This window comes from Streptomyces sp. NPDC051555 (assembly GCF_044454405.1).
Classification (GTDB): Bacteria; Actinomycetota; Actinomycetes; order Streptomycetales; family Streptomycetaceae; genus Streptomyces.
Window position 1 is genome coordinate 39,382 of record NZ_JBITDP010000031.1, and the last position, 22,158, is coordinate 61,539.

General features: G+C 71.7%; 22 protein-coding genes. 13 read left to right on the forward strand and 9 right to left on the reverse strand.

Annotated features, from left to right (window positions below; translation table 11 throughout):
- Positions 1–28: 28 nt before the first annotated feature.
- From ACIBEA_RS38445 to ACIBEA_RS38455, 3 genes are all read left to right on the forward strand, one after another.
- A complete protein-coding gene (locus ACIBEA_RS38445; protein WP_399268011.1) occupies positions 29–670 on the forward strand; it encodes a hemerythrin domain-containing protein in 642 nt (213 codons plus the stop codon).
- Positions 667–1,161 (forward strand): DUF1772 domain-containing protein, encoded by a 495-nt coding sequence (locus tag ACIBEA_RS38450; protein WP_399268013.1) that lies wholly within the window; start codon positions 667–669, stop codon positions 1,159–1,161. Before ACIBEA_RS38445 ends, ACIBEA_RS38450 begins: the two co-directional genes overlap by 4 nt.
- A 91-nt stretch (positions 1,162–1,252) precedes the next feature.
- On the forward strand, positions 1,253–2,248 hold the full coding sequence (locus ACIBEA_RS38455; RefSeq protein WP_399268015.1) for an AraC family transcriptional regulator: 996 nt from the start codon (positions 1,253–1,255) through the stop codon (positions 2,246–2,248).
- Positions 2,249–2,254: 6 nt separating this feature from the next.
- Here ACIBEA_RS38455 and ACIBEA_RS38460 read toward each other — a convergent pair whose 3' ends face one another.
- The 8 genes from ACIBEA_RS38460 to ACIBEA_RS38495 form a co-directional block, all read right to left on the reverse strand.
- Positions 2,255–2,956 carry a C2 family cysteine protease gene (locus ACIBEA_RS38460; RefSeq protein WP_399268017.1) on the reverse strand — a complete coding sequence of 234 codons (702 nt, stop codon included), beginning with the start codon at positions 2,954–2,956 and terminating at the stop codon, positions 2,255–2,257.
- Between the two features lie 298 nt (positions 2,957–3,254).
- Positions 3,255–4,925 carry an FG-GAP repeat domain-containing protein gene (locus ACIBEA_RS38465; protein ID WP_399268019.1) on the reverse strand — a complete coding sequence of 557 codons (1,671 nt, stop codon included), beginning with the start codon at positions 4,923–4,925 and terminating at the stop codon, positions 3,255–3,257.
- A 157-nt stretch (positions 4,926–5,082) separates the two neighbouring features.
- On the reverse strand, positions 5,083–5,730 hold the full coding sequence (locus tag ACIBEA_RS38470; protein WP_399268021.1) for a 4'-phosphopantetheinyl transferase: 648 nt from the start codon (positions 5,728–5,730) through the stop codon (positions 5,083–5,085).
- Positions 5,727–6,584, reverse strand: coding sequence for an alpha/beta fold hydrolase (locus ACIBEA_RS38475; protein WP_399268023.1), 858 nt, complete (start codon positions 6,582–6,584; stop codon positions 5,727–5,729). Before ACIBEA_RS38475 ends, ACIBEA_RS38470 begins: the two co-directional genes overlap by 4 nt.
- On the reverse strand, positions 6,581–7,066 hold the full coding sequence (locus tag ACIBEA_RS38480) for an SRPBCC family protein (RefSeq protein WP_399268025.1): 486 nt from the start codon (positions 7,064–7,066) through the stop codon (positions 6,581–6,583). The genes ACIBEA_RS38475 and ACIBEA_RS38480 overlap by 4 nt, the downstream gene beginning before the upstream one ends.
- Before the next feature lie 127 nt (positions 7,067–7,193).
- Complete coding sequence (locus tag ACIBEA_RS38485; RefSeq protein ID WP_399268027.1) at positions 7,194–8,720, reverse strand: FAD-binding protein; 1,527 nt, start codon at positions 8,718–8,720, stop codon at positions 7,194–7,196.
- 13 nt (positions 8,721–8,733) lie between these two features.
- Complete coding sequence (locus ACIBEA_RS38490; protein WP_399268029.1) at positions 8,734–10,296, reverse strand: flavin-containing monooxygenase; 1,563 nt, start codon at positions 10,294–10,296, stop codon at positions 8,734–8,736.
- A 9-nt stretch (positions 10,297–10,305) separates the two neighbouring features.
- Entirely contained in the window at positions 10,306–11,202 is an 897-nt protein-coding gene (locus ACIBEA_RS38495) for a class I SAM-dependent methyltransferase (RefSeq protein ID WP_385776400.1), read from the reverse strand.
- A 270-nt stretch (positions 11,203–11,472) separates the two neighbouring features.
- On the opposite strand from ACIBEA_RS38495, the gene ACIBEA_RS38500 reads away from it, so the two are divergent.
- The 3 genes from ACIBEA_RS38500 to ACIBEA_RS38510 are packed head-to-tail and all read left to right on the forward strand — an operon-like array spanning position 11,473 to position 13,483.
- On the forward strand, positions 11,473–11,727 hold the full coding sequence (locus ACIBEA_RS38500) for a hypothetical protein (protein ID WP_330335474.1): 255 nt from the start codon (positions 11,473–11,475) through the stop codon (positions 11,725–11,727).
- 20 nt (positions 11,728–11,747) lie between these two features.
- Positions 11,748–12,734 carry a 3-oxoacyl-ACP synthase III family protein gene (locus tag ACIBEA_RS38505; protein ID WP_399268031.1) on the forward strand — a complete coding sequence of 329 codons (987 nt, stop codon included), beginning with the start codon at positions 11,748–11,750 and terminating at the stop codon, positions 12,732–12,734.
- Positions 12,731–13,483, forward strand: a complete 753-nt coding sequence (locus tag ACIBEA_RS38510) for an SDR family NAD(P)-dependent oxidoreductase (RefSeq protein ID WP_399268033.1) — start codon at positions 12,731–12,733, stop codon at positions 13,481–13,483. The genes ACIBEA_RS38505 and ACIBEA_RS38510 overlap by 4 nt, the downstream gene beginning before the upstream one ends.
- Positions 13,484–13,701: 218 nt before the next feature.
- On the opposite strand, the gene ACIBEA_RS38515 is transcribed toward ACIBEA_RS38510, so the two are convergent.
- Positions 13,702–14,610, reverse strand: coding sequence for a BTAD domain-containing putative transcriptional regulator (locus ACIBEA_RS38515; protein WP_399268035.1), 909 nt, complete (start codon positions 14,608–14,610; stop codon positions 13,702–13,704).
- Positions 14,611–14,981: 371 nt separating this feature from the next.
- Between ACIBEA_RS38515 and ACIBEA_RS38520 the strand changes: the two genes are divergently transcribed.
- From ACIBEA_RS38520 to trpA, 7 genes are read left to right on the forward strand one after another with little or no spacing between them, the layout of a single operon-like run.
- Positions 14,982–16,193: an aminotransferase class I/II-fold pyridoxal phosphate-dependent enzyme gene (locus tag ACIBEA_RS38520; RefSeq protein ID WP_399268037.1), complete on the forward strand. Its 1,212-nt coding sequence runs from the start codon at positions 14,982–14,984 to the stop codon at positions 16,191–16,193.
- A 47-nt stretch (positions 16,194–16,240) separates the two neighbouring features.
- Entirely contained in the window at positions 16,241–17,494 is a 1,254-nt protein-coding gene (locus tag ACIBEA_RS38525; protein ID WP_399268039.1) for a beta-ketoacyl-[acyl-carrier-protein] synthase family protein, read from the forward strand.
- Positions 17,491–18,369, forward strand: coding sequence for a MaoC/PaaZ C-terminal domain-containing protein (locus ACIBEA_RS38530; protein WP_399268041.1), 879 nt, complete (start codon positions 17,491–17,493; stop codon positions 18,367–18,369). The genes ACIBEA_RS38525 and ACIBEA_RS38530 overlap by 4 nt, the downstream gene beginning before the upstream one ends.
- Complete coding sequence (locus ACIBEA_RS38535) at positions 18,366–19,946, forward strand: AMP-binding protein (RefSeq protein WP_399268042.1); 1,581 nt, start codon at positions 18,366–18,368, stop codon at positions 19,944–19,946. The genes ACIBEA_RS38530 and ACIBEA_RS38535 overlap by 4 nt, the downstream gene beginning before the upstream one ends.
- Positions 19,943–20,194: a phosphopantetheine-binding protein gene (locus ACIBEA_RS38540; protein ID WP_330335466.1), complete on the forward strand. Its 252-nt coding sequence runs from the start codon at positions 19,943–19,945 to the stop codon at positions 20,192–20,194. Before ACIBEA_RS38535 ends, ACIBEA_RS38540 begins: the two co-directional genes overlap by 4 nt.
- Positions 20,195–20,231: 37 nt before the next feature.
- On the forward strand, positions 20,232–21,287 hold the full coding sequence (locus ACIBEA_RS38545; protein WP_399268044.1) for a hypothetical protein: 1,056 nt from the start codon (positions 20,232–20,234) through the stop codon (positions 21,285–21,287).
- On the forward strand, positions 21,280–22,113 hold the full coding sequence (gene trpA / locus ACIBEA_RS38550; protein WP_399268046.1) for a tryptophan synthase subunit alpha: 834 nt from the start codon (positions 21,280–21,282) through the stop codon (positions 22,111–22,113). Before ACIBEA_RS38545 ends, trpA begins: the two co-directional genes overlap by 8 nt.
- Positions 22,114–22,158: the final 45 nt, after the last annotated feature.

Below are 22,158 nucleotides of genomic sequence, written 5' to 3' on the forward strand. Positions count from 1 at the left end.
CCCCACCGCCCCCCGACAGGAGGCCCCGATGACCGGCACCCCCCGACCGTCCTTCTCCAGCGAGAACGGACTGGCCGCGCTCCCGCCGCACTTCCACGGGTTCGCGCTCATGCACATCGCGATGCGGCGCGACGCGGCGCGGCTGCGCGCGGCGGCGCCCGGCTGGCGGGGCGGTGGCGCCGAGTGGTGGCAGCGGCTGCGCGAGGTCATCGAGTGGCACCACACCAGCGAGGACGACGTGCTGTGGCCGGGGCTGCGCCGCCGTGACGCCGACTTCGACGCGCAGGCCCGTGAACTGCACGACGACCACGAGGAGTTGGACGCCGCGATGGCCGCGGTGTCCACGGCCGTGGGGCGCGGCGGCGACGGTCTGGCCCCGGCCGCCAAGGCGTTCGAGGAGATCCTGCACGGTCACCTGCGCGACGAGGAGCGCGTGGTCTTCCCGGTCTTCGACCGACTGGGGGAGCGGGCCTACCTGACGGAGGAGCGCAAGGTGGTCTCCAGTGCGCCGATGCGCGTGATGACGTACCTCCAGCCGTGGATGTTCGACGGCGCGAGTCGGGAGTCCGTCTCCCACGTGTCCTCCACCATTCCACCGCCGGTCCGGCTGATCGGTGCGACGCTGTTGCGCAGGCGGTACGAGCGCACACTGAAGGGACTCCTGACGTGACGAGCACGACGACCCAATCGGCCACCCTGGTGGCGGCGACGGTGAGCACGGGCCTGATGGCCGGTCTGTACTTCGCCTTTGACATCTCGGTGATGCCGGGCCTGGGACGCGGTGACGACCAGACCTACGTGACCGCGATGCGCAACATCAACGACGCCATCGACAACGGGCTGTTCGGCCTGCTCTTCCTCGGGGCCTTCCTCGCCACGGGCGTGGCGGCCGCGCAGCAGCAGCGCGGCGGCCGACCGGACGCGGCGCGCTGGGGCTGGACGGCCTTCGGGCTGTACGCCCTCTCGCTGGTGGTGACCGCGGCGATCAACATCCCGCTGAACACCCAACTGGCCCGCGCCGGAGCCGACTTCGGAGCCGCCAGGTCCCGCTTCGGGGCCCGCTGGACCGGCGGCAACATCGTGCGCACCGTGGCCTGCACGGCGGCCCTCGCCGCGCTGGGCCGGGCGCTGACCCTGCACGGCCGCGGTTCGGTCGCGTAGCACCACCCCCGTGACGGCGCCCGCTCTCAATTCCGTCCCCCGCGGGGGAGCGGGCGCTTCGGATCCACCGCAACCAGGAAGGCCCGTGGGCATGGACACATTGACCGGTCTGCTGGAAGGCCCCAAGGCCCGCGGCGCCTTCCTCCTGAAGTCCGTCTTCAACCCGCCCTGGTCGCTGCGCGTCGAGGACCGGGCCCCGCTGTCCGTCGTCACGATGGTGCGCGGCGAGGCGTGGCTGATCCCGGACCGGGGCGAGCCCGTACTGATCCGCCCCGGCGACCTGACCGTCGTACGCGGCCCCGATCCGTACACGGTCTCCGACAGCCCGGACACCCCGGTCCAGATCACCGTGGGCCCCGAGCAGCGCTGCAACACGCAGGAGGGCGAGGACGTCACCGACACCATGGCGCTGGGCGTGCGCTCCTGGGGCGAGGCCTTCGAGGACGACGGCTCGGCCATCATGCTGAGCGGCACCTACCAGGCGCCCAGCGAGATCGGCCGGCGGCTGCTGAACGCCCTGCCCACGATCCTGGTCCGGCCGGCCGCGTCCGGCGACGACACCCTGGTCCGGCTGCTCGCGATGGAGATCGGCAAGGACGAACCGGGCCAGGAGATCGTCCTGGACCGGCTCCTGGACCTGCCCCTGATCGGCATCCTGCGCACCTGGCTCGCCGACCCGGGCAGCGGCGCGCCCGCCTGGTACCGCGCCCAGAGCGACCCGGTGGTCGGCCCGGCGCTGCGGCTGCTGCACGAGAACCCGGCGTACGGCTGGACCGTCGAGGAACTCGCCCTCAAGGTCGGCGTCTCCCGCGCCTCGCTGGCCCGCCGCTTCGCGGAGGTCGTCGGCGAACCCCCGGTCGCCTACCTCACCGGCTGGCGCCTGGCCCTGGCCGCCGACCTCCTGCGCGAACCGGACGCCACCGTCGCCACGGTCGCCCGCCGCGTCGGCTACAGCAACGCCTTCGCCCTCTCGACGGCCTTCAAACGCGTCCGCGGCGTGAGCCCCCAGGAATTCCGCGCCGGCACCACCCCCGACACCCCCCAGGAAGCCCCGGCCCCGGCCCGCACGGTGATTCTGGAGGCGTGAGGGGGCTTACAGCGCCGTGGATACGGTCACCGCTCTCACGCGGGCCTCGAACTCTCTGATCGTCAAGTCCTTCTGACTCCCGTAGGGGTCGTACAGCCGCACCATGTTCGAGCTCACCCCCAGCACGGCATGGGCATGCTGCGACTGGTCACCACCAATCTCAAGCGCAGCGAGGACGATTCGCTCACACCGCAAACCCTCCGAAACGATCTCCAGGGCTCCTTCTAGTGGTTCGTCACCACTATCGTCCTCAAGCTCGACGCCGTAGCCAAGCGCTTTGAGTGCGGTCGACATTTTCTTACAGCCATTAAGGGCTTCATAGCTGGGTGCGCCCAGCAAAGGGGATCTGCGCTTCGCCAGGGCCTTTTCCATAAGGGCCACCCAGGACGAAAGCTCTCCTTCAGCATACAAACCTGTCGAACGTGCTGGGCGGGCGTGTACGAGGGGACCTACCTCGACGGTCCGGTCGAGGCGCACTTTGAATCGCCCATTCGTGAGGGGCGTGATGCGACTCTTGATCCCTTCGGGGTCGATGTGGGCCAAAGCGGCGAGCGTAGATAGGTAGACACAGTCCCCCAGCTCGCCCTGGCGAACATCAAGCGGGCTCGGACTTTCGCTCCTGCCCCAGAGGGCCAGCGCGCCGAGATCGTAAGTCGTGAGAATCACCCCTGCCGCTGTTCTGTCCCGCTCTCTCTTGCATTCGTTCACGGACGGTTTCCGCTGGATTTTGGCTTTTGCGGCAACGGGTGTATTCGTTTTCGATTTATCGAACATTGCGGGCGGGTCCCCCCTGGGGAATTGGCTGCTTGGGTGGACGCGAATGCCGACCTTCTTAAGTTTCTAATTTGGCACGTGCTTGTGATCCACCGTACAGGGCGGTAAAGCGCCACAGGGTCAACCCAGGTCTAACCGGATGGTCGTAAGTTGACTATTTTCGAAGATTCGGAATACCGAGATGAAGGGAGGTGTTGCGCGCGGTGCCGTGACGGGCTGCCCAGGTGTGCGGTCAGGAGGCCGGGGTGAAACCCGTCACCGTGGGGTGGGGGGTGGTGGTGCCCACGCCGGGGAAGAGCGTGATCCGGCCGGCGGTGTCGGCGGACCACAGGTCGGGCAGGCCGTCGCCCGTGAGGTCACCGTCCGAACCGATCCGCGGGTGCGCACCGGTGGGCAGCGTCGCCAGGACGGGACCCGCGGCCGGGTCGACGAAGGCGGAGAAGTCCGGTGCGTCGGACGTGCCCTTGACGGAGAAGGCGCGGATCGCGCCGTCGGCCCGGGAGCGGGCCCACAGGGTCGGGAAGGCGGTGCCCTGCGCCGGCCCGGGAGTGAGCAGGTCGTAGCCGGCCCAGCCGGAGGCGGTGTCGGAGAGCAGGATGACCGAGCTGTCGAGCTGGCGGGTGGAACCGCGCAGCGCCAGCCAGAGCCGGCCGTTCTCGACGAAGAGCACGGAGGTCTCCGGCAGGATCCCGTTGGCGTTGGCGGTGTCCCCGAGGGGGGAACCGTAGGCCGCGATCTGGGTGACCTTGGACCAGTCGGCGCCGTAGCCGTGCTGCGCGCAGTCGATGGCCCCGCCCGCCGGGTCCTGGCAGGTGGTGGGCTTGCCGACCACGCTTGGCGACTGACCGGTGAAGGCGCCCGTTCGGTCATTGCTGAACACGTACAGGGACGAGTCGCCCGGTGCGTGGGCCAGTAGGTCGTCGACCTGCTGGTAGCCCAGGGTCCCGCGGTGCGTGTACTGGACGTTCGCCCAGCTGCCGCTGCCGCCAGGGGCGGCCGAACGGTGTGCGTTGGCAGGTGACTTGGGGTCGGAGCCCGCCGTGCGGAGGTCGCCCGCGGCGTCGGGGACCAGGACGTCCGGGGTGCCGTCGCCGTCGATGTCGCCGAAGGCGGCGGGGTTCGTGGACGGCGTGGCGTAGTACGTCAGCGCCGCGGGCTGCGAGACGTTGCCCGCGTCGTCCATCGTCTCGACCTGGAGCCGCTGGCTGCCCCAGCCCGCGGGCTTGACCTTGATCTCGGCCACGCCGTCCACGAGGCGCACGACGTGGTTGTCGGTCGCCCCGTCGGAGCAGCGCCAGCCGACGCTCATGACCGTGTCCGTGGACCAGCGGGCACAGGCGATCCCCGAGCCGGTGTCGGAGCCGCGCAGCGTGAAGCCGGCCAGCTGGCCGACCTTCTTGGGCGTCGCGTCGGTGGTGACCTCCGCCGTCGGCGACGTGTGGTCCACGCGGAAGTAGCACCACGCCGTGTAGGGGCCGGTCAGCGTGCCGTCGTTGCTGCGGGCCCGCCAGGCGTACTGGCCGCCGTCCTTCAGCCGATCGCTGGGCACGGTCGTGCGCGCCTCGCCGAGCGGCGCCCAGGACGTCGGGTAGTCGGTGCGCGGGCCGCCGTACGCGGTGTCCCACAGCTGGAAGTCGGTCCGCAGCTGGGTGGCGGCCGGGGAGCCGGTGCTCACGCGGAGCGTGACGTCGTCGAGGCCGAGCCACCCCGCGCCGCTGCCGGAGTACGGGTTCGTGTCGCAGTCGGAGTAGCGGCCCTCACCGGCGAAGCCGGGCGTGGGAGCGGTGCGCGGCGCGGTGGTCCGGGGCGCTGCCGGGTCCTGGGTGGCGGAGGCGGGCGCTGCGGCCGGTAGGCCGAGCCCCAGGGCCAGTGCGGCCGTCAGGAGCAAGCGGGCACGTTGCATGGTGATGAGTCCCCCCTGGGAAGTTGACGCGATCAGCCGGAAGTGTCGGGCGTGATCCCGTTGGGGAGCAGGAATATCAGATCGCACGGACATCTCCACCGGGATTTACGGCCCCGGCGGCCCCCGCGCCTTCCCCCGCGCACCCCGCGCCTCCCCCTCACCCCGCCCGCGCCACCGCCGTCAGCACCAACCCCGGCGTCGTCAGCCAGCGGCCCGTGTAGTGGGGGTCCAGCGGGGGGGCCGTGGGCGGGGGGTGGAGGGTGCAGGTGAAGGTGCCCGTGGGGGAGAGGGACAGGGTGGCCTGGCGGAAGCCGAGCCAGGTGCCCGTGGCCGGGTACCACGCCTTGTACACCGCCTCCTTCGCCGAGAAGAAGAGCCGCTCCCACGGGGTGGCCGGGTCCGCCGCGGCCAGGTCGGACAGGTGGGCGCGCTCCGCCGGGGACGTGATCAGGCCGAGCACGCCCGGCGGGAGCGGGCCCGCCGGTTCGGCGTCGATGCCCAGGGCCGCGGTGCGGCCCAAGTGGTCCGCCACCGCCGCGCGGTAGCCGTCGCAGTGGGTGATGCTGCCGACCACCCCGGTCGGCCAGGCCGGGGCGCCGCCCGGGCCCGGGAGCAGTGCGACGGGGGCGTGCCCGAGGTCGGCCAGGCAGCGCCGGGCGCAGGCCCGGGCCGTCGCGAACTGGCGGTGGCGGCGCGCCCGTCGGCCTGTCATCAGCGCCGCCTCGGCCGGGAACAGCGGAGCGGGCGCCGCGTCGTCGAAGGCTTCCGACGACGCGACGCCCGGGGGCAGCAGGGACTCGATCATCGGCGCGAGGTGAGCTCCGCGACCGCCGACACCGCCAGCAGCGGGCGCTCCAGCGGCAGCATGTGGCCCGCGCCGGCGACCGGTTCGAAGCGGGCGCCCGGCAGGGTCTCCGCGAGGATCTCGGCGAGGGCGGGGGCGATCACCTTGTCGCCCTCCCCGTGCAGCACCACCGCGGGCACCCGTACGGACTTCAGCGCCGCGCGCGCGTCCCAGCCCCGCGTGCTCCGGAAGAACTCCGCCCGCACGTGCGGGGCGGTCGCCGCGAACAGCTGCCGGTTCACGTCCAGCGCGACCGGGTCCACGCCCTTGCCCATGGTCGAGGACAGCAGCTTGCCGCCCAGCCAGGACCGGCGCAGCGCCCAGGAGAAGAGCGCGTTGCCCATCATCTTGACCTCGCTGTCCGGGGTGTCCTGGCCGTGCGCGGCCGTCCCCAGCAGCACCAGGCCGTGCAGCCTCCCGGCCCCGGGGTCCTGGGCGGCGTACGCCAGGGCCGCGAACCCGCCGCCCGAGTGGCCGACCACGACCGCCCCGCGCGCGCCGGTCTCCTCCAGTACGGACGCCAGGTCCGAGCCGAGCCGCTCCATCGAGACCGGGGTCCGGCCGAGCGTGGAGGCCCCGTGCCCGCGCTGGTCGTACAGGACCACCCGGTGCCCGGCCCGGATCAGCCGGTCCGTGACCGTGCCCCAGACCCGCCGGGTGTGCGCCCAGCCGTGCACCAGGACCACGTCCACGGCCGGCGCCGTGCCCGCCAGCGGGGTCAGCACGGTCACCGCAAGCTCCGCGCCGTCGTCCGTCCGTACGGTCAGCTCCCGGCTCAGCTCGCGGGCGAGGGAGGCCTCCATCGCCGCGCTCATCCCCGCGCCCCCGAACCCACCGGCGCCAGCTTGCGGCCGAGCGACTCGAAGGCCGACAGGGCCCCCTTGGAGTGCTCCGCGCCCAGGTCGGCGACCTTGGACAGGACCTTCAGGAAGCCGTTCGGGGTGCCGATGAAGTGCATCGAGATCCGGGTGCGGCCGTCCACCAGCGACTCCAGCCGGAAGGAGGCGGTCCCGCGGAAGACCCCGTCGACGTACGCGACGTCCAGCCGCCGGCCCGGGTCCACCGCGACGGTGCGCTGGGTGAAGCGGAGCTTGAGGCCGCCGTTGTCGGAGCCCTTGGTGTGGACGGTCACCGCGACCCGCCCGCCGACGCGGTCGGCGGCGCCGGAGAGCAGCTCGAAGGTGTTGCTCGGGACCCACCATTCCTTGGCGCCCTGCAGCTCCGCGACGAGCGCCTCCCAGACGGCGGGCGCCGGGGCGTCGATCACCGCCTCGTCGATCCGGTCGTAGGTCGTCATGGCGAAACCCTCCAGTGGCGGGGAACGGGTACGTGTACGGGTGTGGGTACGGGAAGGCGACGGCGGGGGCGGGGAGCCCGCCCCCGCCCCCGCCGCCGGTGCTCCCCTACCGGTAGGACTCCCGCCGTCAGGCGAAGAAGCCCTGACCGGGGGTGAAGGTGTTGTTCGGGTCGTACTTCTTCTTGGCGTTGACGAAGCCGGCCCAGCGGTTGCCGAAGTGCTTCTTCCAGTCCGCGTTCGTCATCGGGATCGAGCCCACCAGGTAGCGCTTGGCGCCCAGGCCCACCGCGATGTCGTACAGCCGGCGGTTCTGGTCGATCATGCCCTGGATGTTGGGCTCGCCCGGGTTGGGGAAGCGCAGCAGGTCGAAGAGGTAGACCACGGACTCGTTGGGCATCATCGCCAGCGGCCGCTTCAACTTCGAGGTGTAGAACGGGTAGAAGAGCAGGAAGCCGCCGCCCAGCGAGCTCGCGTCCAGCTCCTGCTCCACCCGCTTCATGAACTGCTTGGTCTTCGACGCGGGGAGGAACATGCTCAGCCACGGCTTGGGCGTGTACCAGTGGCCGCCCTCCTTCAGGACCGCCTCGTAGGCGTCGAGCCGGAACATGTAGTCCCGGAACGGCACGTCCTCGATGATCGCGTCCGCCCGTACGTCCTTCAGGTCGCACAGGAGCTTCGCGCGGTCCGGCGGGGTCGTGTTGTAGGTGGCGCCGACCTCCAGCTTGTAGCGCCAGCCCGAACCGTCCGGCTTCTGCAGCATCTCGCCCGCGTGGACCTGGAAGCGGCCGTCGGCCAGGACCTTCTCCGAGTCCGCGAGGTACGTCGCCACGTCCGCGTAGAACAGGCTGAAGATGACCGAGCGCTTCGGCGCCGGGATCAGCTTGACGGTGGCCCGGACGATGATGCCGACCTGACCGCCGCCCGACAGCGCCGCGTTGAACAGCTCCGGCCGCAGCTGCGCCGTCGCGGTGACCAGCCTGCCGTCACCGGTGACGATGTCGATGGACTGGACGGTGTCGCACAACAGGCCGTACCGCTGCACGGTGCCGCCGATCCCACCGATGCTGATGGTCCCGCCGATCGAGATGTACAGGTAGTCGGGGAGCGCCGGCGGGGTCTTGCCCACCTTGAGGGTCGCGTCGGTCAGCTGCCCCCAGGTCACCCCGGCCTCGACCACCGCGTGGTCGGAGCCGATCGACAGGATCCGCGAGATGCCCTTGGCGTCGATGGAGATGCCGCCCGGGACGCGGGCCTGGCCGTACACCGAGTGCGACTCGATGTCGTTGCCGGTGCCGCCCTGACCGTTGACGGCGAGCTGGATGCCGTGGGTCCGGGCGTAGTTGACGATCGTGACGATGTCGTCCACGCCGCCCGGCCGCAGGACGGCCCACGGCTTGCTCGCGGCGCCGTCGAAGAGGTGCCCGAAGTCGTGGCCGAAGCCCTCGACCGTCGCGGGCGCCGTCTCCAGGGTCCCGACCAGCCCCGGCACCGGGACGACATCGGTGTTCCCCGCCGCCTCGGCGGCCGTGGCCCAGGTCTGGGACACGACGTTCCAGCCGACGACCGCGACCGCCGTGGTGGCGATCCCGCCGAGGACCCGGCGGCGGGACGGCTGGGCGGCGCTGCCCGCGGCGTCTGTGTGGGTGCTGCTCATCTGCCTACGTCTCCTACTGGTGAGGTACCGGCTTGGTGCTGCGTACCTGGGAAGCGAGCTCGTACTCGCTCAGGTCGAGGCGCTTGGTGCCCCGGCGGAAGCGCCAGGTGTAGGTCGGGAAGATGGAGGTGTTGCGGCCGCTCTCGTCGAGGTACCAGCTCTTGCAGCCGCCCGACATCCACACGGTGCCGTCGAGGTGCTTGTCGAGCTTCAGGTTGTAGGCGTCCTGCGCCTCCTGGCGGACCTCGATGCTCGACAGGCCGTGCTTCTGCGCCTGCTGGAGCGAGTCCACGACGTACTGGACCTGCGCCTCGATCATCACGGTCTGCGAGGAGTGGCCGAGCGCCGTGTTCGGGCCCAGCATCATGAACAGGTTCGGGAAGCCCGCGATGGTGGTGCCGCGGTGCGCGGACATTCCGTCCTTCCACGCCTCGCGCAGCTGGACGCCGTCGCGGCCCCAGATCTGTCGCGCGACCGGCCGGTCCGTGGCCCGGAAGCCGGTGCCGAGGATGATGGTGTCGACCTCGCGCTCGACGCCGTCCGTCCCGACGATGGAGTTCGCCCGGACCTCCGCGATGCCCTCGGTGACGATCTCCACATTGGGCTGCTGGATCGCCGGGTACCAGGTGTTGGAGAACAACAGCCGCTTGCAGGCCACCAGGTAGTCCGGGGTCAGGCGCTTGCGGAGCGCCTCGTCCGGTACCGACTTCTCCAGGTGGTCGCTCGCCATCTTCTGGACGTTCTTGGCGAGCTTGGGCCGCTTCCAGAAGAAGGCCAGGATCTCCCGGCCCCACATGTTGAAGCCCCGCCGGAACTGCTGGTAGCCGGGCAGCGAGCGGAGCATCTTGGTGTGCAGCTCGCTGTTGGCCTTGTCGGGCTTGGGACCGATCCAGGCGGGCGTGCGCTGGTAGAGGTCCAGCCGGCCGACCTCGGGCTGGATCGCCGGCACGAACTGGATCGCCGAGGCACCCGTACCGATGACGGCGACGCGCCGACCGGTCAGGTCGTGCTCGTGGTCCCAGCGCGAGGAGTGGAAGACCTTGCCCTGGAAGTCCGACAGCCCCTTGATGTCCGGCACGGCCGCCTCGCTGAGGTAGCCCGTGCCCGTCACCAGGAACTGCGCGGTGTAGTCGCCCTGCGAGGTCTCGATCTTCCAGTGCCGCTCGCCCTCGTCCCAGCGGGCGGCCAGCAGCTCGTGCTGGAACCGGATGTGCGGACGGACGCCGAAACGGTCGGCGGTGTCGCGCAGGTAGGCGTACAGCTCGTCCCGGGACGCGAACGTCGACTTCCAGTTCGGGTTCCGGGCGAACGAGAACGAGTAGAGGTGGGACATGACGTCGCACGCACAACCCGGATAGCTGTTGTCGCGCCAGGTGCCACCGACCTCATCGGCCCGTTCGAACACCAGGAAGTCGTCGATGCCCGACTGCAGCAGCCGGACGGCGGTACCCAGGCCCGAGAACCCGGTACCGATGACGGCGACCCGCAGGTGGCGGGTCGGCCCGCGGCCCTTGGCGGCCGCCTCGGTCGTCGGGCGGGCTCCGCCGTCCTTGGCCGGTTCGAGAATGCTCGTCACGTCGGCCTCCTAGCGGCGCGTGATGGTCACGCGGAAGTTGTTGAAGAACTTGTCCTCGAGCGTGTACGCGAAGATGTCGAGGTAGCGCTCGAAGCGGGCCACGACCTCCTCGCCCTCCAGGGCGACGGCCTCGTCCCGGCGCTCGGCGAGCAGCACCAGCCAGGCGCGGCAGGCCATCGCGAAGGACTCGCGCTCATTGACGATCTCGTCGATCTCGAAGAGGCCCTCGGCGCCCGCGGCCAGCTCGTGCAGGTGCGGGATGTGGCAGTCCTTGAACTCGGACCGCTGCAGGAACTTCAGGTCGTCCAGCAGCGCGCGGTTCATCGGCAGCGCCTCGGCGGTCATGGTGTGCAGCACGAACTTCGCACCCGGCTTCAGGGTGTTCGCGACCTGCTGGAAGAAGTACCGGTAGCGCTTGGTGCGCTCCTTCGGCGGCAGCGCCGAGGAGACGAAGTGCTCCAGCGCGTTGATGCAGAACGCCGCGTCGTACTTCTCGCTGTCGTCGGCGACCTTGTAGTCGGCCCAGCTCTCGACCAGCGTGGTGATCCGCGGGTTCTTCAGCCCGTCGATGAAGGCTTCCTGGGTGCGCGACAGGGTCAGGCCGACGGCCTGCTCCGCGCCGTGCACGGTGGTGAGGCGGTTGAGCATGGTGCCCCAGCCGCAGCCGATGTCCAGCACGCGCTGGGCGGCGCCGGCGCGGACGCCCGCCAGTTCCGCGAACTTGTCGAGCTTGCGCTCCTGCGCCTCGTCGAGGGTGGCGACGAGGTCCTCGCCGTCCTCCCAGTAGCCACCGGAGTACATCATCGTGGGGCCCAGCAGCAGCCGGTAGAAATCGTTGCTGACCTCGTAGTGGTGCCTGATCGCATCGACCTCGGGGTCCACCGACTTGGGGGCGACCGTTGTCATCTGATCCTCATTCCTGGCTGTCCGGGGCTGTCCGGCGGGGCCCTGGCTGTCCGGCGGGGCCGTCCGATCTGAATTCGCGTCCGAGGAAACCCGATGACGCGCAAGGCGTGCGCAACACGGTCGGAATCCGCTGGACAAAGGGGGTGGGAAGGGGGCGGGAAGGCGGAGCCGGAAAGCCGTGTTGCGCCTTCCTTGCGGGCCCGGGGTTTTCATCGCTGTCGAAAACACAGACGCACTGCCGAGTTGCACTGCCGAGAGAGGACCGACCCCATGTCGCTGCCCACCATCGAAGAACTGGCGAGCCAGCTCGAGGCCGTTTCGGGTGCCGCAGAGGTCAGCCCCGACGCCCCGCTCCAGCACATCGCGGACGTCGACTCGCTGGACCTGATGGAGTGGCTGTACGGATTCCAGACCAACTACCCGCACATCCCGGCCGACGAGTCGCTCTTCGCGGACCTCGACGACACGACGACGCTGCGCGATGTCTACGCGAAGATCGTCGAGCTCGTCCCGGCGCAGGCGTAACAAGGGACGAGGGGAACCACGTGACCGGCTTCGACATCACCGGGTGGGGCATCTCCGTACCCGAGCGCGTCGTCACCAGTGCGGAACTCGCCGAACGCTTCGGCGTGGACGAGCACTGGGTCGTCAGCCGCTGCGGGATCCGTGAGCGGCGGGCGGTCGACCCGGGGCAGACGACCGTCTCCCTGGCCGTCGAGGCCGGCCGGCGCGCCCTGGACAAGGCGGGCCTCACCGGCGCCGACATCGCCCACCTCATCGTCGCCACGGCGACGCCCGAACAGCCGTCCCCGGCGACCTCCGCGTTCGTCCACCACGAACTCGGGATCGCCGGGAGCGCGCACGACGTCAACTCGGAGTGCGCGGGATTCGTCTACGGACTCGTCTCCGCGATGGCCCTCATCGGGATCGACCCGCGGCCGATCCTGCTGATCGGCTCCGACACCCACACCCTGACGGCCAACCCGGCCGACCGGGACCTGTCCATCCTCGTCGGCGACGGCGCGGGCGCGGTCGTCATCGTGCCCGGCCCGGAGAACCGGGTGAAGGCCTGGAACCTGGGCGCCGACGGCTCGTGCACCGGATCCCTCAAGGTGCTCGCGGGCGGCAGCCGGATGCCGACCACGGCGGAGACCGTCGCGGCGGGCCTGCACTACGCGCAGATCAACGGCAACGAGATCTACCTCAACGCCGTCCGCTACACCGTCCGCACGGTGCGCGAGACGCTGGAGAGCGCCAAGGTGGACGCGGCCGACGTGGACCACGTGGTGCCGCACCAGGCCAACATCCGGATCATCAACTCGATCATGTCCCACACCGGGCTGCGCCAGGAGGCGCTGATCACCAACCTCCAGAAGTACGGGAACACGGCTTCCGGCTCGATTCCGATCGCGCTGGCGGAAGCCCTCGACGAGGGCCGGATCAAGGCCGGTGACAAGGTCCTGCTGGCCGGGTTCGGCGCCGGTATGACATGGGGTTCGATCCTGATGGAATGGGGCGGTGCGGCAGCATGAGCAACAAGAGTGCGGGCCAGCGGCCCGAGTCCCCGGTCGCGCTCGTCACCGGCGCCTCGGGCGGCCTCGGCCAGGCGCTGGCGCTGGAGCTGGACGCCCTGGGCTGTCGGGTCGCGGTGCACTACAACAGCTCGCGCGACGCGGCGCTGGCGGTGCAGGAGAAGCTGACCAACCCGTCCGTCCTGGTCACCGGTGACGTCGGCTCCTGGGAAACGGTCCAGGGGATCTACGCGGAGATCTCCGCGGGGCTCGGACCCGTCGACGTACTCGTCAACAACGGGGCCATCCGCAAGGACGGCCTCATGGCGATGCAGAACCCGACGGACTGGGCGCAGGTCATCCAGACCAACCTGATCGGGTCCTTCCACACGGCCCGGGCCTCGGTCCCGGCCATGCTGCGCCAGCGCTGGGGCCGGGTGATCAACATCGTCTCCCCGTCGGGCATCATCGCGACGGCCGGACAGACGGCGTACTCGGCGTCCAAGGCGGGCCTGATCGGCTTCACCCGCACGCTCGCGTCGGAGTGCGGCCGGCGCGGCGTCACGGTGAACGCGCTGTCCCCGGGATTCATGATCACGGGGATGACGAAGGACCTCCCGGACCGGGTGATCGAGGGCATGGAGGACAAGGCTCCCATCCCGCGGTTCGTGACGGTCGAGGAGGTCGCGCGCAGCGCCGGTCTGTTCCTGGACCAGGACTGCATGACCGGCCAGGTCATCAGCATCGACAGCGGTGTGTCCATCACCTGAGCCACCGCCTGCTGCACCCTGCTGCACCCTGCTCCACCCCGAACGGCCCCGGCCCCCGCCCCCCAGGGAGGCCGGGGCCGTTCGGCGTTCCCTCGTGGGGGCGCCCGTGGGCAGCTGTGGGCGCCCGTGGGCAGTCGTGGGCAGCCGTGGGCAGCCGTGGGCAGCCGTGGGCACCCGCGGGGAGAACCTCCCCGCGGGTGCCCACGTACGTGCCCCGGCTAGGCCGCCGAGCTCGGTGTCGGCGCCGCCGTCGGGTGCGTCACGCAGCCGTGGTCCGAGAGGGAGCACGGCTGCGGGCCCGCCGCCCGGTCCACCTCGAACATGCCCATCAGGAAGGGGTCCAGGACCGCGAACGGCCGCGCCGCGGGCCGCGGCTCCGGCGTGCGCAGCAGGTCCAGGTAGGCCGCCTCCGTCTCCGGCGCCGGGTCTATCCCCAGCTCCTCCGCCAGCACCTCGCGCAGCTGCTGGTAGCTGCGCAGCGCCTCCGCGCGGTTGCCCGCCCGGGTGTGCGCCGCCATCCGGCAGCGGTACGCGCTCTCGCGGAACGGAGCCCGCCGCACCGCCTCCTCGGCGTACCGCAGGGCGTGGTGCTGGTCGCCCAGCGCCGACGAGGACAGGCTCGCCGTCTCCAGCGCCTTGAGCCGCAACTCCTCCAGCTGCTCGCGCACCGCGTTGACCCAGTCCCCCTCGTGCGAGGGCAGGAACGAGCCGCGCAGGTTCGACACGGCCCCCGCGGCGAGCTGCTGGGCCACCGCGTAGGCCCCCTCCGCGTACGCCTCCGCCGCCTCCGCCACCGCCGTCTCCGCGCACTCCACGTCGACGGCGGCGTCCTGCGGTATGCGCAGGACGTACCGGCCGCCCTGCGCGATCAGGGGCGTCACACCGGGCTGGTCCTGCGGGGTGGTGACGAAGGTCCGTACGCGGCTCACGACGCTGCGCAGCGCCGAGGCCCACGTGTCGGGCAGCCCCTCCGGCCATACGGTCTCGGCCAGTTGGTCACGCTCGGTGCCTCCCGTCCGTTCGAGGAGGAGCCGGGCGAACGCCACCTGCGCCTGGGCGCTGGAGAGGTGCTGCGGCGGGGCTCCGTCCGGCTCGATCGTGACGAGACCTACGAGTCTGATCAGCACTATGCACTCTCCGAAACGGTCGACTTCCGGCCGTGTCCCCCTGGTTCGCGTGCGGTTCGAAGATACCTGCGGGCCTTCTCCGTGTGTCAACAGAGCCCGGCAAACATTCCTTCGCGAATGAAATGCCAGGTCGAAGCGGGGTGGAGGGTTCTGGCCCCGGAATTCGAGACCCACTGGCGGAGTACTGGAATCCCGCCCGCGAAACGACTGGAGCGCCGCTCGCGCGAGGCTAACGCCCCACTCGCATACCGCTGTTGCGTCGCCATTGCGCCGCCGCGGGTTAATGGAATTGCACTAGAGCCCAGCCGGAAGAACGGCAGGGCACCGATGGAGTTCCGGGTCCGCCGGACGATCACGACGAGGAGAAGAACGTGAACGCATCCGCCGCCTGGGACCGTCTGGAGCCGAAGCTGGCGTACTTCAGGGACCGCGTAGCGTCGCTGGAGTACGAGCCCAACCGCAAGAACAGCTTCGTCGCATACACGGTGGAGCGGGACTCGGCGTACGCGGACCAGGACGGCCAGCGGCTGCTGATGATGTCGGGCTACAGCTACCTCGGCCTCGCCGGGGACGAGCGGGTGGTTTCGGCCGCCAAGGCCGCCGTCGACCGCTACGGCACCGGCAACCACGGGGTCCGCGCCCTGGCCGGGTCCACCCCGCTGCACGAGGAACTGGAGGTGGAGGTCGCCCGGTTCGCCGGCCGCGAGAAGGCCCTCGTCTTCGGCTCCGGCTACGCGGCCAACGTGGGCACCGTCGGCGCCATCGTCGGCCCCGGCGACACCGTCTTCATCGACAAGTACGACCACGCCAGCATCGTCGACGGCTGCAAGCTCTCCGGAGCCACCGTCACCCGCTTCCGCCACAACGACGTGGCGCACCTGGAGCGCCGCCTGGCCGCCGCCCCCGACACCGGGGTCCGCCTGGTCATCGTCGACAGCGTCTACTCCATGGACGGCGACATCGCCCCCCTCGTGGAGCTGCGCAAGGTCTGCGACGCCCACAACGCGCTGCTGATGGTCGACGAGGCCCACGCGCTCGGTGTCATCGGCGCCACCGGCAAGGGCATCGAGGAGCACTTCGACTACGAGGTGAAGGTCGACATCAAGCTCGGCACCCTCTCCAAGGCCATCCCCTCCATGGGCGGCTGGGTCGCGGGCTCCGCCGAACTCGTCCACCACCTGAAGTACGCCGCCCGCCCCTTCCTCTTCTCCGCGGCCCTCGGACCGGCCCAGGCCGCGGCCGCCCTGGAGTCCCTGCGGGTCCTCCAACGCGAGCCGGAGCGGGTCGAGTTCATCCAGCAGGAGTCGGCGCGCTTCCGCGGCATGCTCCACGACGCCGGAATGAGCACCGTCGACAGCGAGACCGCCGTCGTCCCGATCATCGCGGGATCCGACGAGGCCGCCTACGACTACGCGACCACCTGCCGCAAGAACGGGGTCATCGGGCTCCCCGTGGTCACCCCGGCGGTCCCCAACGACCTGGCCCGGCTGCGGATCGCCATCACCGCCGCCCACACCAAGGCGGACATCGACTTCGCCGCCGAGGCCTTCATCAAGTCCGCCCGCGAGTGCCGGATCATCTGACCGCGCTCGGCGACCCCCCTCCCGCCCGCACGTCACCGAGGAGAGACATGCCTGGATCGTCCAGGGGCAGTTCGGCGCAGCCGCCCGTAGCCATCACCGGCATGGGCGTGGTCACCCCCGGCGGGTGCACCCCGGACGAGTTGTGGAGCACGCTGCGGACCGGCCGGTCCACCGCGGCCGAGCTGACCCACTTCGACCTCAGCCGCCACCGGGTCCGCATCGGCTGCCGCGTCCGCGGCCTGGAGGAGCTGGCGGGGCTGGTCCCCGCCAAGGAAGCCCGCCGGATGGACCCCTTCGCCCACTACGGCACGGTCGCCGCCCTCGCCGCCCACCGCGACGCCGGATCACCCACCGCCGAGGCCGGCCGCACCGCCATCGTCGTCGGCAACGCCGTCGGTGGCCGTGCCACCAGCGACCTGGAGTCCGCCCACTACACCGAGGTCGGCCCGGCCCGGGTCAACCCGCTCATGCCCCTGATGACCATGCCCAACGCGGCGGCCGCCCAGATCGCCATCCGGCTCGGCTGGACCGGCCCCGCCCTCACCGTCGCCAACACCTGCGCCAGCGGCGCCGACGCCATCGGCCACGCCCTGATGCTGCTCCAGACCGGCCGCGCCGACCTCGTCATCGCCGGGGGCTGCGAGCACACGCTCACCCCGGTCACCCTGGCCGGGTTCGGCAACCTCAACGCCGTCTCGCTGCGCAACGACGACCCCGAGCACGCCTCGCGCCCCTTCGACGTGGACCGCGACGGCTTCGTGATGGGCGAGGGCGCCGGCTTCGTCGTCCTGGAACGCCTCGACGACGCCCGGGCCCGCGGGGCGAAGACGTACGGGCTGGTGGCCGGGTACGCCGCCACCGCCGACGCCCACCACCTGGCGATGCCGCTGCCCGACGGCGCCGGAGCCGCCGCCGCCATGGCCGGGGCCATCGCCGACGCGGGCCTCGACCCCACCGACATCGTGCACGTCAACGCGCACGGCACCTCCACCCCCTACAACGACCGCTCCGAGGCCGCCGCCCTGACCAAGGTGTTCGGCACCGCGCAACCGCCCGTCACCGCGCCCAAGTCCGTCATCGGCCACCTCATCGGTGCCGCGGGCGCCGTCGAACTCATCGCCACCGTGCAGGCCATGCGGCACCGCGAGGTGCCGCCCACCGCCAACCTCGAACAGTTGGAGCCTGGAATGGACATCGACGTCGTCCACGGCGCGCCCCGCGCCGTCCCGTCGGGGCCCGCGATCACGAACTCCTTCGGGTTCGGCGGCCACAACTCCTCCGTGGTGGTGACGCCGGTATGACGCTCCTCGCCCTGCCCGCCCCCGTGCGGACCCTGACCGTCACCGAGGCCGACGTCACCGGCTATCGGGCCGCCGCCCGCCCGGGGCTGGCCCCCGCGGCCCCCGGACAGTCCTCGCCCGTCCACCCCTTCGTCCTCGCCCACACCGTCGCCGAACAGACCGTGGCGGAGCTGACCGCCGCCGAACCGGGCCCGGTCTCCGTGGTCCACCTCGGCCAGGACATCCGGGTCCTGCGCCCGGTCCGCCCCGGCGAGGAGGTCACCGTACGACTGGAGGTCCTCGGGATCCGCAAGGAGGCGCGCGGCGCCCGGATCGCCCTGCGGGTCCGGCTGACCGGACAGGGCGAGGGGAGGACCGGACCGGAGCCCTTCGCGGAACTGGTCATCTCCGCCCTGCTGGTGGGCGCCACCCTGCTGGAGCCCTTCGGCGACATCGCCGGCGGCTCCCCGGCCCCCACCCCGCTCGGCGCGGGCCCGCCGCAGACCGTCACGCACGAACTGACCACCGACCGGATCCGTACCTACGCCCACGCCTCCGGCGACCTCAACCCCATCCACCTCGACCCGGAAGCCGCCCGCGCGGCCGGTTTCGACACGGTCATCGCCCACGGCATGAGCGTGGTCGCCCTGGCCGTCGAGGAGGCCGTGGACCGCTTCGCCGACGGCGACGCGAGCCGGGTGCGCGGCCTCGGCTGCCGCTTCTCGGCCCCCGTGCCCCCCGGCGTCCCGCTGGACATCGTCCTGCAGCCCGACGCCGAGGCCCGGGTCGTCCGCTTCACCTGCAAGACCCCCAAGGGCGCGGCCGTCAAGAGCGGCTGGGTCGAGATCGCGGCCCCGGCCGCGCCGCCGGTACCGGAAGGAGGTGACCTGCCGTGAGCGCTCAGCACAGCCGACACGTCTCCGCCCCCGGCCTCGTCGCCGGATTCCTGACCCAGGTCCACGACCGCCCGCACGCCACCGCCCTCGTCTTCAACGGGGCGGAGACCACCTACCGCGAGCTGTACGACCTCGCCGGCCGCGAACGCGACCGCCTCGCGCGCCTCGCCCTCGCCCCCGGCGAGCCGGTCGGCGTCCTCGCCGACAAGTCCCCGGCCACCGTCGCGCTCGTCCTGGCCGCCCTGCTCGCCCGCCGCCCGGTGATGCTGCCGTCCCCGGCCCTCGCGGACACCCTGCTCGCCGACCTCTTCGCCCAGGCCGGGTGCCGTCACGTCCTCGCCCCCGGCGGGGAGGACGCCCGGGTGGTCCCCAACCCGGACGTGGCGGCCCAGCCGCTGCCCCCGCAGGAGGCCGCCGAGGTGGCCTTCATGCTCACCACCTCGGGCTCCACCAGCCTGCCGAAGATCGTCCCGCTGGGCCGGGACGAGGTGGACCGGTTCGTCGCCTGGGCCGGCGCCGCCTTCGAGATCGGCCCCGACCGGACCGTCCTCAACTACGCCCCCCTCAACTTCGACCTGTGCCTGCTGGACGTGTGGACCACGTTGGCCCGCGGCGGCCGGGTCGTCCTGGTCGACCCCGCCCTCGCCGCCCACGGCCGCCACCTGCGCGACCTGGTCGACCGGCACGAGGTGCACGTCGTACAGGCCGTGCCCATGGCCTTCGGACTGCTCCAGGACGCGGCCGCCAAGACGGGCTTCACCTTCGAGACCGTCGAGCACGTGATGTTCACCGGCGACGCCATCGCGGACCGCACCCTCGCCGCCCTGCCGACGCTCTTCCCCAAGGCCCGCATCCACAACATCTACGGGTGCACCGAGACCAACGACAGCTTCATCCACGAGGTGGACACGTCCGCGACCACCTTCCCGCCCGTCCCCATCGGCCGCCCGCTCCCCGGGGTGCACGCCCTGGTCCTGGACCCGGTCACCGGCGCGGTCGTCGAAGGCGCCGGAAGCGGGGAGCTGTACGTCTCCACCCCCTTCCAGACCCGCGGCTACCTCGACCGCACCCGGCACGCCGACAAGTTCACCGGCCACCCGCTCGGCCTGGACGACCGCCGCTGGTTCCGCAGCGGAGACCTCGTACGGCGCGACGCCGAGGGCACCCTGCACCTGACCGGACGCACCGACTTCCAGGTCAAGGTGCGCGGGGTCGCCGTCAACACCGCCGAGATCGAGCGGGTCCTCCAGGAACACCCCGAGGTCCAGGAAGTGGGCGTGAGCGCCCTGCCCGACCCGATCGCGGGCAAGAAGCTCGTCGCCGCGGTCCAGCGGGTCCCCGGCTCCACCCTCGGCGTCCTCGCCCTGCGCGCGCACTGCGCCCGGCACCTGCCCAGGAACGCCGTCCCGACGCAGCTCACGCTCACCGACGAGCCGCTGCCGAAGACGGCCACCGGAAAGGTCGACCGCAAGGCGCTCGACCGCCTCACCCCCATCACTCCCGCCAACGCCGTCACCCCGGTCACACCCGTCACCGAGGCCGTCGCCGCCCCTCTCGCCGAAGGAATCCCGTCATGAGCAACGTCGACACCATCAAGAACTTCGTCATCACCGAGTTCCTCCCGGGCACCGCCCCCACCGAGCTGGCCGTCGACCACGACCTCCTCAACGACGGGGTCATCGACAGCCTCGGCGTCCTCAAGCTGATCGCCTGGGTCGAGGACCGCTTCGAGCTGGCCGTCGGCGACGCCGACCTCGACCCGAACAACTTCCGCAGCGTGGAGGCGATCGACCACTTCATCGCCGACGCCCGCGCGGCGGCCTGAGCCAACCACCGAGAAGGATGAGGGAGGGGGAGCGACCGTGCACGAGGCACTCACCGGCCTGCTGGAACAGCAGGCACCGATCGGGCGCGAGACCTGGGGTTCCTGGTGGGACCAGCTGGCCGAAGGCGGCCTCGACACCGCTCAGGTCGTCGGCCTGCTGGCCTCGCTGACCAGCCGGCTCCCCGACCACGACACCCTGCGCCACCTGCTCGACTCGCTCGCCGAGCGCCGTCCGCCGACGACGGTGACGGGCCCCTGGGAGGGCACCGTCAACGTCGTCGGGACCGGCGGCGGCCCCCGCACCTTCAACATCTCCACCGCCTCGGCCTTCGTCGCCGCGGCGGCCGGGGTGAAGGTGGTCAAGACCGGCTCCCGCGCCTACACCAGCTCGCTCGGCTCCGTCGACCTGCTGGAACGGCTCGGGGTCCGCCTCACCTCCTCCTACGCCCAGACCGAGGACACCCTCGCCGCGTACGGGATCGCCTTCGCCGGTCCCTTCGTCTACCCGGCGCAACTGACCCGGCTGGCGCGCACCGTGGCCCCGCTGAGCATGAAGCCCTTCGGGCGCTTCCTGAACGCGCTCGGGCCCTTCCTCGCCGACCTCCCGGTGGCCGCCCAGATCACCGGGGTCTCCGCCGCCGCACCGCTGGAGACCCTGCGCCGACTGGCCGCGTCCACCCTCACCCGGCGGATCTGGCTCACCGCGAACGACACCGGGGCGGACGAGCTGCTGCCCTTCGCCACCAACACCGTCTACGGGGAGCGTGCCATGACCCGGATCATCAGGCCCGGCGAACTCGCCCCGGGCGACGGCTCCTTCGGGGACCTGCGGCCGGTGGCCGACCCGGCCGACGCCGTCTCGCACTTCCTCTCCGTGCTCTCCGGCACGGCGGGGGCGGTGGCCAGCCGTACGGTCGCCCTCGGGGCCGCGGCCCTGCTGGTGGCCGAGGGCACCCGCCGCGACTGGCCCTCCGCGGTCGCCCTGGCCCAGGGCGCGATCCTCTCGGGCGCCGCCCGGGACCTGGCCGAGCGCATGGCCGCGGCCCCCAAGCCGGCTCCGGCGCAGCGCACCCGGGCGGTGTCCCGTGCCTGAGACCACGCCCCCCGCGCTGCTTCCCGCGCCGTTCTTCCCGGGGCGCCGGACCCCCGACGGCGCCCCCGGGCTCGCCCTCTTCCTCAACGCGGGCGACCCGCCGCTCCCGGTCCTGCGCGACCTCGTCCTGATGCTGGACGAGGAGGGCGTGGACTGCCTCGAACTGGCCGTGCCCTTCCCGGACTCGGTCACCGACGGCCCCGTCATCCGGCGCTCCGCGCGCCGGGCGCTGGAGCGGGGCGGGGCCGCCCTGGACGACGTACTCGCCTTCGTGGCGGACGTACGGCCGCACCTGACCCACACCCGGATCGCCCTGCTCACCGACTGGAGGTACTCCCTCGGGGACCGCGACCTCGGCGCCGTCACCCGCGAGATCGCGGCGTCGGGCGCCGACGGACTCCTCGTCCACGCCCTGCCGCCCCGGCTCCGTGCGGAGCACCTGGAATCGGCCGCCGAGGCCGGGCTCCCGGTGGTGACCACCTGCTACACGAGCAGTCCCGCCGACACCCGGGCGCAGGCGGCAGCCGCCGCCTCGGCCTACCTCTACCTCGTCGCCCACTACGGGCGCAGCGGCACGGCCCCCGCCACCGGGCACGCCGCGCTCGCCGACACCGTGACCGCCCTGCGGGCGCACACCGGGGCCCCGATCGCCGTCGGCTTCGGGGTCAACACCCGCCAGGACGTGGCGGCCGTCGGGGCCAGCGGCGCCGACGCCGCGATCATCGGCTCGGCCGCCGTGGCCGCCGTGGAACGGGCCCAGCAGGACGGGCGCGACGTGCCCACGGCCTTCCGCGAGTTCGTCCGCTCGGTCCTGCCGACCACCTGACTTTCCTGACCCGCCTGACCCGCCTGACCTGCACACGCGTACCGC

Bases quoted from the DNA above. Each gene is read 5' to 3' on its own strand.
- ACIBEA_RS38455 (WP_399268015.1), top strand. From the start codon at position 1,253: ATGGACACATTGACCGGTCTGCTGGAAGGCCCCAAGGCCCGCGGCGCC.
- ACIBEA_RS38465 (WP_399268019.1), bottom strand. From the start codon at position 4,925: ATGCAACGTGCCCGCTTGCTCCTGACGGCCGCACTGGCCCTGGGGCTC.
- ACIBEA_RS38530 (WP_399268041.1), top strand. From the start codon at position 17,491: ATGACGCTCCTCGCCCTGCCCGCCCCCGTGCGGACCCTGACCGTCACC.
- ACIBEA_RS38445 (WP_399268011.1), top strand. From the start codon at position 29: ATGACCGGCACCCCCCGACCGTCCTTCTCCAGCGAGAACGGACTGGCC.
- ACIBEA_RS38540 (WP_330335466.1), top strand. From the start codon at position 19,943: ATGAGCAACGTCGACACCATCAAGAACTTCGTCATCACCGAGTTCCTC.
- ACIBEA_RS38500 (WP_330335474.1), top strand. From the start codon at position 11,473: ATGTCGCTGCCCACCATCGAAGAACTGGCGAGCCAGCTCGAGGCCGTT.
- ACIBEA_RS38495 (WP_385776400.1), bottom strand. From the start codon at position 11,202: ATGACAACGGTCGCCCCCAAGTCGGTGGACCCCGAGGTCGATGCGATC.
- ACIBEA_RS38480 (WP_399268025.1), bottom strand. From the start codon at position 7,066: ATGACGACCTACGACCGGATCGACGAGGCGGTGATCGACGCCCCGGCG.
- ACIBEA_RS38485 (WP_399268027.1), bottom strand. From the start codon at position 8,720: ATGAGCAGCACCCACACAGACGCCGCGGGCAGCGCCGCCCAGCCGTCC.
- ACIBEA_RS38470 (WP_399268021.1), bottom strand. From the start codon at position 5,730: ATGATCGAGTCCCTGCTGCCCCCGGGCGTCGCGTCGTCGGAAGCCTTC.
- ACIBEA_RS38475 (WP_399268023.1), bottom strand. From the start codon at position 6,584: ATGAGCGCGGCGATGGAGGCCTCCCTCGCCCGCGAGCTGAGCCGGGAG.
- ACIBEA_RS38510 (WP_399268033.1), top strand. From the start codon at position 12,731: ATGAGCAACAAGAGTGCGGGCCAGCGGCCCGAGTCCCCGGTCGCGCTC.
- ACIBEA_RS38525 (WP_399268039.1), top strand. From the start codon at position 16,241: ATGCCTGGATCGTCCAGGGGCAGTTCGGCGCAGCCGCCCGTAGCCATC.